This is a genomic window from Emticicia sp. GW821-FHT11C11 (genome assembly GCF_058808615.1).
In genome coordinates, this window is record NZ_JBXARV010000002.1 from 1,175,816 (window position 1) to 1,189,484 (window position 13,669).

Consider the following 13,669-nt stretch of genomic DNA (forward strand, 5'->3'; position numbering starts at 1 on the left):
AAATCACTTAAACGCCTCCAATGAAAAAGTTATTTCTTGTTCTTATTACTGCTTTGGTTAGTCAGGTATCGTTTGCTCAACTCCCAAAAATCGGGTATGTGTATGATGACTATGTAATGGTAAATCTAAAAGAGGTTAAAGATTTGCAGAACCAGGTAGCTACAAAACGGGAGGAGTTCACAGCGCAATTAGAAGCAAAAGCTAAAGTGTATCAGGGAAAATATGCGTTGTATCAGCAGTCGCTGAAAGACATTACGAATGTAACTACCGAGTCATTAAATGGTGCTCTGAAAGAGGTACAGGATTTGAAAAAAGTAGCTGACGACTATCAGGCAAGTGCCGAAGCAGAACTGCAAAACCTGATCCAAACGAGATATAAAGAGATTCGCGATAAAGTAGATGCCACTACCAAGAAAGTAGCTGCCGAAAAAGGATATAAATTTGTTTTCAGAAGAAACGTAGATGGCGCCAACAGAGAGTCGACCCCTGTATTGCTTTATGCAAACGACAATGACAACCTGTCTGATGCCATTTTGTTGAAATTAGGCTCAACACCACCACCGAAGCCACAAGCTCCTGCTCCTAAGCCGACAACGGCTGCAAAAAAACCCGCACCTAAAAAATAGGATTAGACTCTGTACTTATTTTGATGCTTGCTCAAGCTTTTTAATCTGAGCAGCAGCATTGCTGTTGTCTGGATTTAGCTGAAGTGATCGACGATACATTTGCATTGCTTTTTCCTTATGGCCGTCTTTCATTAATGCTTCTGCGTAGCTGTCAAAGGCATTTGAAGATTCAGGATACTCTTCAGTAGTAAATTTCAGGAAGGCTATAGCATCTTTCACTCTGTTGTGCGTCAGCAGGTGATAGCCCAGATTGTTCAGAAAGGTGTCTCCTCCCGATATATCGTACGTGGTCTTTTCAGACTTTATCTTTTTATAGAGCACAACCAGTTCTTCGCCACTACTTTTCTCAATCGCATTAATCATGATTACCCGCATTGATTTTAGTAATGGTGCGGGTTGTTTATTTTGTAAGATATTGACTACGCCAGAAGTGATATTCTCCAGATTTCCCCGTTTATCAACCCGGGTATTATCGAAAAGTATGACAACGATATGATCATGCATGAAGCGGAGCATGCTTGAAGAAAAGCCACTCAAGCCACCATTATGGCCAATAATGGTATCGGTTTTTGTTTTTACTATATACATTCCATAACCATAATTTCCAAGATTAGGTGTAAGCATCAATTCCTTATTTTCTTTCGATAGTAATTTATCACCATACAACGCCTGTTGCCATAAGTAGAGGTCTTGGGTAGTGGAGTAAAGCCCTCCTGCGGCGTAAGTGGCCGTTGCAGGATTGATATAATCGGCATTATTATATCCTTCAAATCCAAAACTATACCCGGCAGCTCTATTAGCTATTAATTGAGTTGGCACATCCATTCCTGTATTTTTCATGCCTGCAGGGTCTAATATCTTTTCCTGCAATACTTCTCTAAAGACTTTTTGGGTGAGAGTCTCTATAATTAAACCCAGCAAATAGTAACCCGTATTACAGTATTTGAATTTTGTTCCGGGTTCGAACTCCGGTTTTCCGACACAGTATTTCTTCGCGATTTCCTCAGCAGAGTAATTATGAGTATTAATGTCATTAATAATATCAGCATTGTCTGTATAATTAGGTAGCCCCGAGCTATGTGTCAGCAAGTGATGTACGGTGATTATGTCACCCGTTTCTTTAGGGTACCAAGGCAGATAAGTAGTGATTTTCTCATGAAGATTAAGCTTGCCGGCTTGCTTCAACTGCATAATAAGCATGGCTGTAAATTGCTTGGTTATAGAACCAATCCGGAATTTTGTGTCGGCACTATTAGCAATATTCCATTCCTTGTTGGCAAAGCCGTATGATTTCTGAAAGACTGTTTTATCGTTCTTAACTACCAGCGCATTTCCATTAAACAAGTCATTATCAACATATTGCTGAATATATTGTTCTATTTCCTGAACCTTATTTTGTGCATAAGCAACATTAAAAGCGAATAATACTGCCAGTAAAAGAAGTGGCTTGAAGAAAGAGAAGCTTAATGGCATACAGAATAGGTGATAAAGCGGTTAATGAAAATATACCTGTAAACGCTGGATGTGCGAAAAGGTTACAGATTAAAACAAAAACGGGGTTTGATAGATTACTACCAGACCCCGTTTATAAAATTAATGCTTAATTACTTCCCCCAAATCTCGGTAAAAGCTTCCTGTAGCACTTCCTTATCATCAAAATGATACTTCACACCTTTTATATCCTGATATGTTTCGTGGCCTTTACCAGCTATCAGGATTATATCCTGTGGACGGGCAATTCTGACCGCTTCAAAGATTGCCGCATGACGGTCTTCGATGGTTTGTACTTTATTAACATAAATTACCGGAACACCGCTTTCCATTTGTCCGAGTATAGACCAGGAGTCTTCGTTTCTTGGATTGTCAGAAGTCAGAATAACCCGGTTACTGAGGCGACTGGCGATTTCAGCCATAATGGGGCGTTTGGCAGCATCGCGGTTACCGCCACAACCCACAACCGTGATAATCTGCTGGTTGCCTTCCTGCAGATCAACAATGGTTTCCAGTACATTTTTCAGGGCATCCGGCGTGTGCGCATAATCTACAATGCCTACAATATGGTTTTGTGAAACAACCTGCTCGAATCTGCCTGATGGCGGCGTGATGTCTGAAAGCTGCATAAGTACTTCATCGGCATTTTCGCCAAGCAATACAGCGGCACCGTATACGCCCAGCAGATTATAAGCATTAAAGGCACCGATTAACTTAAACCACACTTCACGCCCATCAATATCCATCTGTAGCCCGAACAAACTGCAGGCCAGAATCTTGCCTTTAAAACTGCCGATGTTTTTCAGCGAGTAGGTTTCTTTTTTTGCTGCGGTATTCTGAATCATGATTTTTCCGTTCTTGTCATCGGTATTGACCAACGCAAAAGCCGATGCGGGCAACTGATCGAAAAATCCTTTTTTTGCCTTTATATAATTACTAAAGGTTTCGTGAAAGTCGAGATGGTCGTGAGTGATATTCGTAAATATTCCACCGGCAAAATGAAGCCCGGCGATGCGCTCCTGTACTACCGAATGAGAACTGACCTCCATAAAACAATAGCGAACACCTTTTTGAGCCATGTCATGGAGCAGTTCATTGATTTTTACAGAGTCGGGTGTAGTATGTGTAGACGGAATAATGTCATCATCAATCTGATTCTGAACAGTAGATAGCAAGCCACAACGATATCCGAGTTTCCGGAACAAGCGGAAAAGCAAAGTAACCGTTGACGTTTTACCGTTGGTGCCGGTTACACCCACCAGTTTTAGTTTTTTTGACGGATTGCCATAGAAATTAGCAGCTGCCAGGCCCATTGTACGGGAAGAGTTTTCAACTTGCAGATAGCAGATATTTTCGTATAAAATATCGGGCATCCGTTCGCAGATAATGGCAGAGGCACCTGATTCGATAGCTTTTTCTATGAAATTGTGTCCGTCTACCTGTGTGCCGCCAATAGCTACGAAAAGGCTTCCGTTTTGTACCTGACGAGAATCAAAGACAATATTTTTAATCTCAATATCTGTTTTACCTGAAACAGCCAGCAGAGAAACTTTATATAGGATATCGCTTAGGATCATATGAATCGTTTGGTTGATTAGTTATTAAGGAATAGTTACCATGATAGGGGGTCGAAATTCTGAACCCCTATGAATAAGTACCCTTTGCAAATATATCACATATAAAATTTATCTTCTTTCCAATTTAATGGATTATTGCAGATGTAGTTGGAAATGGTATTATAAGACTGTTCGTTTCTTATGATATGTTCGTGATAATTTCTTAGCCATAGTTGATTTTGAGGAAGAGAAATTGGAAAGGCATTTTCTCGATACGATTTTGTTACCCCGATTTTAAACCCTCTGACAATTGAGCCAATGGAACGCGGTATGATTTTCTGATATTGATTGATTTTTGGTTGTAGGGGTTCAAAATTTTGAACCCCTACTTTTGGTTTTAGATAATCAGGTCGTAATTCTATAATGCCATGTACATGGTTAGGCATAATAATAAATTCGTGCAGAAAAACATCTGGAAAATGACCCGGGATACCCATCCAGCATTTATGCGCAACTTTTCCTAATTCATTCAATATCATTTGGTTTTCCTTAATCTCACCAAAAATGCAAAGCCAATCTTTAGTACAAATGGTTATGAAATACAGGCCTTCTTTTGAATAATCATAGCCCTGTAAACGAATCGAACGACGGGGATGAATATCTGGATGATAGGACATAATAATTAATTATTCCACCGTAAACGTATACTCGCCACTTAGTACTTCAAAAATGGCTTTGTCTTTTTCAATATTCAGGAACGTAACTCCGGGTATTTTTATCTTCGGGGCCTTGTTACCAACTAATATCGGTTTATTACTTTCTTTAATAACAGGAGAGGCTTTGCCCGCCAACGGCAATTGGATCTGTGCTGAAGTATTGGCAGGAATACTCACTTTGAGTGTAAATTTAGAATCCTGAATATTCCAGTTTGAGGTAATCAATCCATAACTTGATTCGTACTTCCCTTCCACCCATTTCAGATCTCCGGCGGGCATAGGGGCAATCACGAAATGTTTGAAGGCAGCACTTTGCGGGTCTAATCTGATACCAGCCAGATAAGAATAAAACCACTCGCCGATAGAACCATAAGCAAAGTGATTACGCGAGTTCATGCCCTCTGGTTTTTCGGTGTCAGAGTTCCATAGCTCCCACATGGTAGTAGCGCCTTTCTCAATCATGTATCCCCAACTGGGGTATGTCTTTTGGGTGGCTACTTTATAGGCCAGCTCGTGTTCGCCGGCATCGCTCAGGGTTGGTAACAGCATTTCTGTTGAAAGAAATCCGGTTGTCAGGTGGTCATTTTTCTCTCTTACATTGGCAGCAATGTTTTTAGCTACATCTGCCCGGTCGGTCGGTTTGGTAATACCCAGGCTCAACGGAATCAGATTAGCGCCTTGTGTTTTACCCTCATAGTTTTTACTTTGCGCATCAAAATAGAGCTCATTGTATTTGTCGGCTACTTTCTTTGCTATTGCTTCATATTTTTGCGCATCGGCAGTTTTACCGATTATCATAGCCATTTCGGCTAACAATTTGTTCGAGAAAAACTGATAGCTACCACCAATAGGTTTGGTTGGTGATTTTTCAACCGGCACCCAGTCGCCATAGCCATAAAAATCTCCTGCCTGAAAATGATATATGCCGTTTTGTTTGGTGTTTGGGTGGTTATTCAAATATTCTACCCAGTTTTTCATGGCGGTGTAGTTTTCTTCAATAATGCCTTTATCGCCATAGAACTGATACATTCTGTAAGGCACAATCACCAGTGCATCGCCCCATGCGGGTTTCGAAGGCCCACCTACTACAATTTTAGGGTTGACGTCATACACATAACCGGATGAGTGTTGAGAGTCGGTGATATCGCGCACCCATTTGGCAAAGAAGCCATTCATTTGCATGATATAACTGGCGGTGGGAGCAAAAATCTGTGCGTCTCCCATCCAGCCCAACCGCTCATCTCTTTGCGGACAATCGGTAGGCACGCTGTGCATGTTACCACGCTGCCCCCAGGTAATATTTTTGTAAATGCTGTTGAGCAGGTCATTAGAGGTAGCGAAACTTCCGGTAAATGGAACATTGTTATAAATCACCTTTGCCACAAGTGTGTTTTCGTCGGGTTTCTTAGGCAGCCCCTCTATTTCAACATAACGGAATCCATGATAGGTAAACTTAGGTTCCCATTCTTCTACGCCATAACCCTTCAGAATATACTTATCGGTTGGTCTGATGCTACGTAGGTTAGCCTGATCAGCCAGACCTTTATCAGTCAGCAATTCTGCAAATTTCATTTCAATTTCTTTTCCGGCTTTGCCTTCTACTTTCAGGTGTGTAAAGCCCACCAGGTTCTGCCCGAAATCAAATACATAACGCCCCTTACGAGGCTCGGTTATCTTAACGGCTTTTATCTCCTGCATTACCTGAATCTGAGGCGCAACGGCTGCAATCAGTTTCACGTTTTTGGTGCTGAATGTTTCCGCCTCATCACTTCTGTTGTCTTCGGGCTTAGGGCCAAAGAGAGTGGTTCTGTTATCTGATTCATCAAGTATAGTGGCGTTTTCCCAGTCTTTGCCATATTCCAGTCGGCCTTCATATACTTCACCATTATAGAGTGAATTGGATACAATAGGAGAAAGACGGGTCTTCCAGTTGCCATCAGAGATAACGGTCTGACGAGAGCCGTCATAAAATTCCATTTCCATCTGGAAAAGCAATCGGCATGGACCATCACTATAAGCAAATTTACCTCCGCCCCAACCTAAGCCACTGCTCCACCAGCCACTGCCGAGGGTGGCAGTAATGAAGTTTGTACCAATGGTCAGGTCTTCGGCATCAATTTCGTAAGTCTGATAATGAACGGTTTTCAGGTAGTGTGTCCAGCCGGGAGTCAGGTAATCCTGACCGACTTTTTTACCGTTAAATATCAGGTGGTAAGCGCCAAGACCTGTCACATATATCCGGGCTCTAACGGCACGTTTATTTAACTGAAACTCTTTTTGTAATTCAACCGATTTAGGCGGTTTGCCTTCGGTACCTTTTTTACCAATCCAATGGGCTGACCAGTCGTTTTTCTGTAAAAGACCCATTTCCCACCAGGCAGCGGTGCTGTAGGTGCTAACTTTATTTTTCTCATTCCATATTTTTACTTTCCAGAAATATCTTTTGCGCGATTCCAGCGGTTTTCCGGCATAGCTAATCCACAGCGACTGGCCTGATTTTACCATGCCTGAATTCCAGATATTTCCATTGTCTTTTTTCAGATTTTCTTCCGTATCGGCGACAAGGATCTGATAAGCCGTTTGTTTAGTGCCACGGATAGGGGAGGATATTTGCCACGACAAACGAGGCTTTTGTGTATCTATGCCCAATGGGTTTTCAGAATACTCGCAACGAAGCTTTTCAATAGTTTGAGCAAAAGAAAAATGGAAAAACAGAAAGCAGAAAAAAGAAAAAGTGAGTTTTTGCATATGGGTATTAAGGTTGCGTAATCCTTCTTATAGTAGCTCGCCGCTTGAATTCATCCAGACATTGGAATACCTCAAACGTTAAGTCATAGTCGTTTGCAGTAAGTACAAAGTTGTCGGGGAGGTTACAATACTTCATAAAATCCTTTAATTCCTGCCCTTTCAGTTTGGTAACAAAAGAAACATATTCAGAATTGTATCTATACTCTACAAGCAGTTTTCGTAAATCCTCCTGCTTCATGGCTTCCAGTTTGCGGCGTGTCTTGCCTTCTTTGCTGAAAAGCTGATAGAGTCCGTCAATCGAAATGCCGATTCCGCCACCCGGAGAAGAAACATTGGTGTTGATGAGATTAGAGATATCTTTCCATTTGAATTTGGTAGATGCTTCGGGTGCTGCCAGTAATTCATCAATCTGTTTTCTGATCACCTCCAATCGTCTGTCTTTTATAGTTATTTCAGGCAGTATGATTGCATCCTGAGGCATTTCTATCGTGGGTTCGTTGGTAACCCCGTCCCAGGCAATGCCTGCATTTTTATAGCCAACTGAAGAGATCTTAATAGAATCGCCTTTGGATGCTTTTACTAAGAAATTTCCGTTCTCGCTTGTGCGGGTAATTTGTTTGGTATTTTTGTTAACAACAGTTGCGGAGGGAATCCCCTTTTGGGTTGTCTTGTCAATAGCTCTGCCCAGAACATATGTTTGCTGAGCCAATACATTTGTATTTACCAACAACAGAAAGAAAAAAAGACCGGCTAATTTATTGTTGCCTTTACGGCTGTTTAATTTGTCCATTCAGAATTACGTATTTAACTTCATTGCCCTTTGCCAGCACAAAGTTTGCCTTTTCGTTCAGGTTCAGGGTTTTGTCCTGAGTAGCTTGTTTTGATAAAGCGTAGGTTTTTATTAATTCGGGGAAATCGGCCAGAGGCCTTACTCTTAGCCCGGCAGCATCAATTTCTTTAATACCCCAGAAGGTAGAAAGGTCGCCCATTTCTTCAATAACGCTCGTGATGCTAAAACTCGTCGCATTGCGCGTATTTTTTTCTATCAGGTCAACGGCTATGTCTTTAGTTACTATTTTACCATTATAATCAAACTCGGCATTCCGTATCAGCAAATCATACAGATAGCGGTCGTTATTAGGCAAAGCCTCATAAGTGGCAAGTGTATAGTGGGTGTAAGATTTCTCAGCAATAGCCTGCAGACCCGTAAGAATGGCCACGAAATTCAGTTTTCTTATAAACTGCTTTTCGGTATCATCTTTATAACCACCCGACTCAATGAGTATCAGGCTGCTTCCCCATTTAGATACGTTGTCACCAAAAGCACGGGGTTCATGTTCGTCGCTCCAACGGCCTAAATGCCCCGGAATAAACGGCTGCAAAGCCTCACTCATGTGGCAGATTACCTGCATGGCTCTGGTTCTCGTCGGGTTCCAACTTCGTTCAAAATCATAAGCGGTGGCCAGAAAAGAAACGGTTGCCTGTTTATTGCTTTTTCCGGCACTATAACGTGTGTTTTTATCGTGCAGATTAAAAGAGAATTCAGGGTTGAGTTCATCCTGCAATTTTTTCAGCAATGCCCCTTCAGGTGTCTGAAAACGCAGTGCATCCCGGTTCATATCTATTTCAGTGGCGGTGCGTCGCTGATAGCGCTCGGCTCCGTCAGGGTTAAGCATGGGTACGAAATAGAGGGTAGTATTAGTCAGTATGCTTTGTCGCAGCGCTTCGAAGCCATCATTTTTTGCCTGAAAGAATAAAAAGATATCTGTCAGTGCCATTGTTGCCGTAGGCTCATCACCATGCATTTGTGACCACAACAAAACCTTAACCGGCCCGGTGCCCAGTTTTATCTGATAAAGGTCTCGTCCTTCAAACGATTTCCCGACCACCTGTTTTTCAAAAGGCAGTTTCTGAATTAACGGAACAAGGTCTTTATGTTTGAAACGCCTGTGAGTAAGAGCAGGCTCTTTGAAAGCATCGTATTTTTCAAACAAAGCCTGTGAGAAATTCTGCGTTTGGGCAATTAACGACATACTGTTTAAGAAAAAATAAGCTATAAAAACAAAGGTAAGGCGTTTGAGAGGAAGAACCATAAAATCAGTACTTTATTGAGTATAAAAACAAAAATATGATTTATTTTCAAACCACAAGCCGCCGGAGGGCATAATACACTCATCTTAATATTTCATGGATAATTCCAACTACTTTGCCCAAAAGAGAATCATTCACTAAAAGCTAATTTTATACTATTATTTAAATTAAGAATTATGAAAGCTATCACACAAATTTTTGTTAGCCTGATCGCGCTGCTAACAATTATCTCATGTAAACCTGAAGCAACCGAGCCCACCCCCGACAAAAGCACAGTTGCCTTTGAAGTAAGCGAAACAAAGTATAACGCAATTATGCAGGCTCGCACCTCTGGAGAAAGCAGACATTTTGAAATAAAAGATGTAAAACGTGAAAACGATATCCTGAAAATATGGGTAACAGGCGGTTGTGTGACCAGCAACTACAAAGTTATTTGGGATGGAGTGATGCGTAAATCGTACCCACTAACAGTCTATCTGGTGGTTTCATTGGAACATGGCACTGGTGTAGAATGTGATGCCATATTAGACCACGTGCTGGAAGTAGACCTGAAAGAAAAGTTCGGAGAGTTTTATGAAGCCAATGCGTTTCATATTCAGTTGTCGAACGGTTCTAAGATTTTCGATAAAATCATTGACCCTAAAGGGGAAGTAACTAATAAATAAGCATCATGTTTTTTGTTAATAGGCATAAGAGTCTCCGAAATTCGGGGACTTTTTGTTTTTTAATACAGAACAAGATTCCTAAAGCCTGATTGCAAAAGAAATGAATTGTGCTTTGAGCGTTTTTTTAGAGTTTAACACTAAATTTACAAAAATTAAAATCTTACAAGAACAGAGTAATGTCGATAGCTGAATTATATGAAAAATGGAAGACCTGTGCCGGGTTTTCGACAGATACGCGCAAAATCAGTGAAGGAGTTATGTTTTTTGCATTGAAAGGCGATCATTTCAATGCCAATGGGTTTGCACATGAGGCACTGGAGAAAGGAGCAAAATATGTAGTAATAGATGAAGAAAAATACGCTACTAACGAGGCCTGTATTCTGGTAAATGATGTGCTCCATACCTTTCAGAAACTTGCCAATTACCATCGCCAGCAATTCAGCATACCGGTTATCGGGCTGACAGGCTCTAACGGCAAAACTACTTCAAAAGAGTTGGTCGCAACTGTATTATCGAAAAAATACAAAACCTATTATACAAAGGGAAACCTGAATAACCACATAGGCGTACCGCTTACACTTTTGGGGCTTGATGATTCCTACGAAGTTGCAGTCATTGAAATGGGAGCGAATCATCAGGGAGAAATAAGAGACTTATGCAATATCTGTGAGCCCACGCATGGGTTTATCACCAATGTCGGTAAAGCGCATCTGGAAGGTTTCGGTGGAGTAGAAGGCGTAAAGAAAGGCAAAGGTGAGTTGTATGATTTTCTGGAGAAATCCGGTGGAACAGTCTTTGTCAATGCTAAAAACGAGAGTTTGCTGGCTATGGCGCAAAGCCGGAATTTTAAACACAGCGTTCAGTACCTGAATGACAATAAACTGGTATTGGTAAAAGATTCACCGGCGGTTGTTTTTTCTATTCAGAAGCCGAATCTTGACCCACAGACATACACTACCAATCTGCCGGGTTGGTATAATTTTGAAAATATAGCAGCAGCAGTAGCTATCGGCGCATTCTTCGGTGTTACGATTGACGCCGCCGCCGATGCCGTTAGTGCCTATAATCCTGACAACAACCGTTCTCAGATTATTCAGAAAGGAACCAATAGTATTTTGTTAGATGCCTATAATGCTAATCCGTCTTCTATGTCGGCGGCTATTCAGAACTTCATCAATCTGAAAACCGACAAGCAGAAAGTGGTGATTCTTGGCGACATGCTGGAGTTGGGTGAAGATGCTCCGGCCGAGCATACGGCTATCGGTGAACTGGTAGCCAAAGGAGATTTTGATCTGGTGATTCTGGCCGGAAAACTAATGGCCTCGGCACTAGACCATCTTCCGAAAGCGTTTTATTTTCCAGATAAATTTTCACTACATAATTGGCTATTAGACAGGCACATACAAAACTCCTTTATACTCATTAAGGGTTCCCGCGGAATGGGCCTGGAAAGTACGCTACCCTGTTTTCAGTAGCGTTTATACCTGAAAATATCCTTTTATCAATTTTAAATAATCTGCCGAAATTTATTTGGTAAATTTTCGTTCTAGAATAGATTGATTTTTGAGTAAGGAAAATTTAACGAATATTATTTAACCCGAGGAGATCTTATATATGAGAAAGCCACACATTTTATCATTAGCTCTTGTAGGCGGAATCATTGGTGCTGTTTTTATGGCAGCCATGCCTTTGCATGATGACCCACCCACCAAAAACGAAATCATTCTGCGTACGGTAGGGGCAATGCTTGAGCAAGGGCATTACAGCCCGAAGAAAATCGACGATCAGTTTTCTAAAGAAATATTTGAAGAGTATCTGAAAAGACTAGACCCAAGCAAGAGGGTGTTGCTCGAAAAAGATATCAGCAAACTGCGTAAATACGAAAGCAGAATCGATGACGAAATTCACGGTTCGTCTTTAGACTTCTTTACAGCGGTAGAAGAAATCTACAAAGCACGCTTGGTAGAGGCCGAAGATATCTATAAACAGCAGATAGACAAACCGTTTTCGTTTGACAAAGAAGAAAATATAGAATTGGATTGGGACAAAGTAAACTTTGCTTCAAACGAGGCCGACAGAAAAGACCGCTGGAGAAAATATCTGAAATGGCAAACCATAGAGCGATACAATGATTTGCTCGAACAGCAGGAGAAAAGTAAAACCAAAGCAGATTTTGTTGCCAAAAGTAATGAAGTGCTGGAACGGGAAGCCCGTGACAAAGTGAAAAAGGCAATGGACAAATATTTTGACCGCCTGAAGAATAAATTTAATGAAAATGAGAGGTTTGCGGTTTTTGTAGGAACGATTACTAACGAAATGGATCCGCATACGGATTTCTTCCCTCCGGTAGAAAAGCGTGCGTTTGATGAAAGACTGAGTGGCCGCTTCTTCGGAATCGGAGCTTTATTGATGCAGGAAGACGACAAAATAAAGATCAGAAGTATAACAGCTGGCGGGCCTGCCTGGAAATCGGGCGAGATACAGGCGAATGATATTATTCTGAAAGTTGGTCAGGGAGCAGTTGAACCTGAAGATATTACGGGCTTCACCACTGAAGATGCGGTAAAAGTAATACGGGGTGCAGAAGGAACAGAGGTGAGGCTGACAATACAGAAACCTGACGGTACTCAAAAAGTTGTGCCAATTACCCGTGCCGAATTAAAGCTTGATGAAACTTTTGCCAGAAGTGCTGTTATCAACTCGGGCAAATACAAAATAGGGCTAATAGATTTACCGGCATTCTATGCCGATTTTCAACGCCCGCAGGCGGCTCGTTGCTCAAAAGATGTAGCGAAAGAAGTAGAAAAGCTGAAGGCAGAAGGAGTAGACGGTATTATCATTGATATTCGTGACAATGGAGGCGGAAGTTTGCAGGAAGTGGTAAACATGGTGGGTTTGTTTATTAAAACCGGCCCGGTAGTTCAGGTTCGTGACCGCGCGGGGCGTCCTTCACAAATGGGTGACAACGATCCGTCTGTTTTGTATGATGGCCCATTGGCTGTTTTGGTCAATGAACGTAGCGCTTCAGCTTCCGAGATTTTTGCGTCGGCAATTCAGGATTATAAACGTGGGGTGGTAATTGGTTCGACATCAACTTTTGGTAAAGGTACCGTGCAAAGAGCGTTTCCTGTGGGGGGCATGAGTAATGGCAGCGGAGCCGGTGATTTAGGCGCAGTGCATCTTACATTGCAAAAGTATTACCGTGTAAATGGGGGTGCAACCCAGCTGAAAGGAGTGGAGTCTGACATCGTTTTAACGGGCTTATATGAAGCCTACAAAATGCGCGAAAAAGACACCCCCAATGCATTGATTTGGGACGAAATGCCTAAGGCAAACTACCAGACCTGGACAAGTGCTCCTGATTTAGCTCTTTTACAACAAAAAAGCAGAGAGCGCCTTTCAGCCAATAATGTTTTCAAAGAAATAGAGAACAATACTAATATTCTGGCTGATAACCGTAAAACATCACGCTCGTTAGAATTACAGAAATATAAAGTACAACTGAAAGAGATAAAAGATGTAGCGGGTAAGGTGAGAGACTTAACCAAATTGAAAGCAGACTTATCAGTAGCTAATCTGGCTGGCGACCTGACAATCATTAATTCTGATTCCCTGAAAAAAGACCGTAACGACTTCTGGATTAATTTCCTTAAGAAAGATGTATACATGAACGAGACCATCAATGTGATGGATGACATGATTCAACAAAAAGGAATGGCGGTTAAAAACTAAGCTGATTCCATAATAATAAATAAAAAAAGAGGCTGCCTTTTGGC

10 protein-coding genes are annotated in these 13,669 nt (G+C 41.5%); 4 read left to right on the forward strand and 6 right to left on the reverse strand.

Annotation, left to right across the window (positions count from 1 at the left end; genetic code table 11):
- The first annotated feature begins 20 nt into the window (after nucleotides 1-20).
- On the forward strand, nucleotides 21-626 hold the full coding sequence (locus AC1RRY_RS14870; RefSeq protein WP_492819426.1) for an OmpH/Skp family outer membrane protein: 606 nt from the start codon (nucleotides 21-23) through the stop codon (nucleotides 624-626).
- A 15-nt stretch (nucleotides 627-641) separates the two neighbouring features.
- Here AC1RRY_RS14870 and AC1RRY_RS14875 read toward each other — a convergent pair whose 3' ends face one another.
- The 6 genes from AC1RRY_RS14875 to AC1RRY_RS14900 all read right to left on the reverse strand — a co-directional run bounded on the left by AC1RRY_RS14875 (nucleotide 642) and on the right by AC1RRY_RS14900 (nucleotide 9,170).
- Entirely contained in the window at nucleotides 642-2,099 is a 1,458-nt protein-coding gene (locus AC1RRY_RS14875; protein WP_492819424.1) for a serine hydrolase, read from the reverse strand.
- Nucleotides 2,100-2,230: 131 nt separating this feature from the next.
- Complete coding sequence (locus AC1RRY_RS14880) at nucleotides 2,231-3,694, reverse strand: UDP-N-acetylmuramoyl-L-alanyl-D-glutamate--2,6-diaminopimelate ligase (protein ID WP_492819422.1); 1,464 nt, start codon at nucleotides 3,692-3,694, stop codon at nucleotides 2,231-2,233.
- A 95-nt stretch (nucleotides 3,695-3,789) separates the two neighbouring features.
- Complete coding sequence (locus AC1RRY_RS14885) at nucleotides 3,790-4,350, reverse strand: transposase (RefSeq protein ID WP_492819420.1); 561 nt, start codon at nucleotides 4,348-4,350, stop codon at nucleotides 3,790-3,792.
- A gap of 9 nt (nucleotides 4,351-4,359) precedes the next feature.
- Nucleotides 4,360-7,137 (reverse strand): family 78 glycoside hydrolase catalytic domain, encoded by a 2,778-nt coding sequence (locus tag AC1RRY_RS14890; RefSeq protein WP_492819418.1) that lies wholly within the window; start codon nucleotides 7,135-7,137, stop codon nucleotides 4,360-4,362.
- Between the two features lie 7 nt (nucleotides 7,138-7,144).
- The gene (locus AC1RRY_RS14895) at nucleotides 7,145-7,927 is read right to left on the reverse strand and encodes a carboxypeptidase-like regulatory domain-containing protein (RefSeq protein ID WP_492819416.1); all 783 of its coding nucleotides are present in this window, start codon (nucleotides 7,925-7,927) and stop codon (nucleotides 7,145-7,147) included.
- Nucleotides 7,905-9,170: a M14 family zinc carboxypeptidase gene (locus tag AC1RRY_RS14900; RefSeq protein ID WP_492819414.1), complete on the reverse strand. Its 1,266-nt coding sequence runs from the start codon at nucleotides 9,168-9,170 to the stop codon at nucleotides 7,905-7,907. Before AC1RRY_RS14900 ends, AC1RRY_RS14895 begins: the two co-directional genes overlap by 23 nt.
- Before the next feature lie 234 nt (nucleotides 9,171-9,404).
- Here AC1RRY_RS14900 and AC1RRY_RS14905 point away from each other — a divergent pair, with 234 nt between their 5' ends.
- The 3 genes from AC1RRY_RS14905 to AC1RRY_RS14915 all read left to right on the forward strand — a co-directional run bounded on the left by AC1RRY_RS14905 (nucleotide 9,405) and on the right by AC1RRY_RS14915 (nucleotide 13,625).
- Nucleotides 9,405-9,893 (forward strand): hypothetical protein, encoded by a 489-nt coding sequence (locus AC1RRY_RS14905; RefSeq protein ID WP_492819412.1) that lies wholly within the window; start codon nucleotides 9,405-9,407, stop codon nucleotides 9,891-9,893.
- Nucleotides 9,894-10,069: 176 nt separating this feature from the next.
- On the forward strand, nucleotides 10,070-11,368 hold the full coding sequence (locus AC1RRY_RS14910) for a UDP-N-acetylmuramoyl-tripeptide--D-alanyl-D-alanine ligase (protein WP_492819410.1): 1,299 nt from the start codon (nucleotides 10,070-10,072) through the stop codon (nucleotides 11,366-11,368).
- A 139-nt stretch (nucleotides 11,369-11,507) separates the two neighbouring features.
- A complete protein-coding gene (locus tag AC1RRY_RS14915; protein ID WP_492819408.1) occupies nucleotides 11,508-13,625 on the forward strand; it encodes a carboxy terminal-processing peptidase in 2,118 nt (705 codons plus the stop codon).
- Nucleotides 13,626-13,669: the final 44 nt, after the last annotated feature.

Bases quoted from the DNA above. Each gene is read 5' to 3' on its own strand.
- AC1RRY_RS14870 (WP_492819426.1), top strand. From the start codon at position 21: ATGAAAAAGTTATTTCTTGTTCTTATTACTGCTTTGGTTAGTCAGGTA.
- AC1RRY_RS14875 (WP_492819424.1), bottom strand. From the start codon at position 2,099: ATGCCATTAAGCTTCTCTTTCTTCAAGCCACTTCTTTTACTGGCAGTA.
- AC1RRY_RS14880 (WP_492819422.1), bottom strand. From the start codon at position 3,694: ATGATCCTAAGCGATATCCTATATAAAGTTTCTCTGCTGGCTGTTTCA.
- AC1RRY_RS14885 (WP_492819420.1), bottom strand. From the start codon at position 4,350: ATGTCCTATCATCCAGATATTCATCCCCGTCGTTCGATTCGTTTACAG.
- AC1RRY_RS14890 (WP_492819418.1), bottom strand. From the start codon at position 7,137: ATGCAAAAACTCACTTTTTCTTTTTTCTGCTTTCTGTTTTTCCATTTT.
- AC1RRY_RS14895 (WP_492819416.1), bottom strand. From the start codon at position 7,927: ATGGACAAATTAAACAGCCGTAAAGGCAACAATAAATTAGCCGGTCTT.
- AC1RRY_RS14900 (WP_492819414.1), bottom strand. From the start codon at position 9,170: ATGTCGTTAATTGCCCAAACGCAGAATTTCTCACAGGCTTTGTTTGAA.
- AC1RRY_RS14905 (WP_492819412.1), top strand. From the start codon at position 9,405: ATGAAAGCTATCACACAAATTTTTGTTAGCCTGATCGCGCTGCTAACA.
- AC1RRY_RS14910 (WP_492819410.1), top strand. From the start codon at position 10,070: ATGTCGATAGCTGAATTATATGAAAAATGGAAGACCTGTGCCGGGTTT.
- AC1RRY_RS14915 (WP_492819408.1), top strand. From the start codon at position 11,508: ATGAGAAAGCCACACATTTTATCATTAGCTCTTGTAGGCGGAATCATT.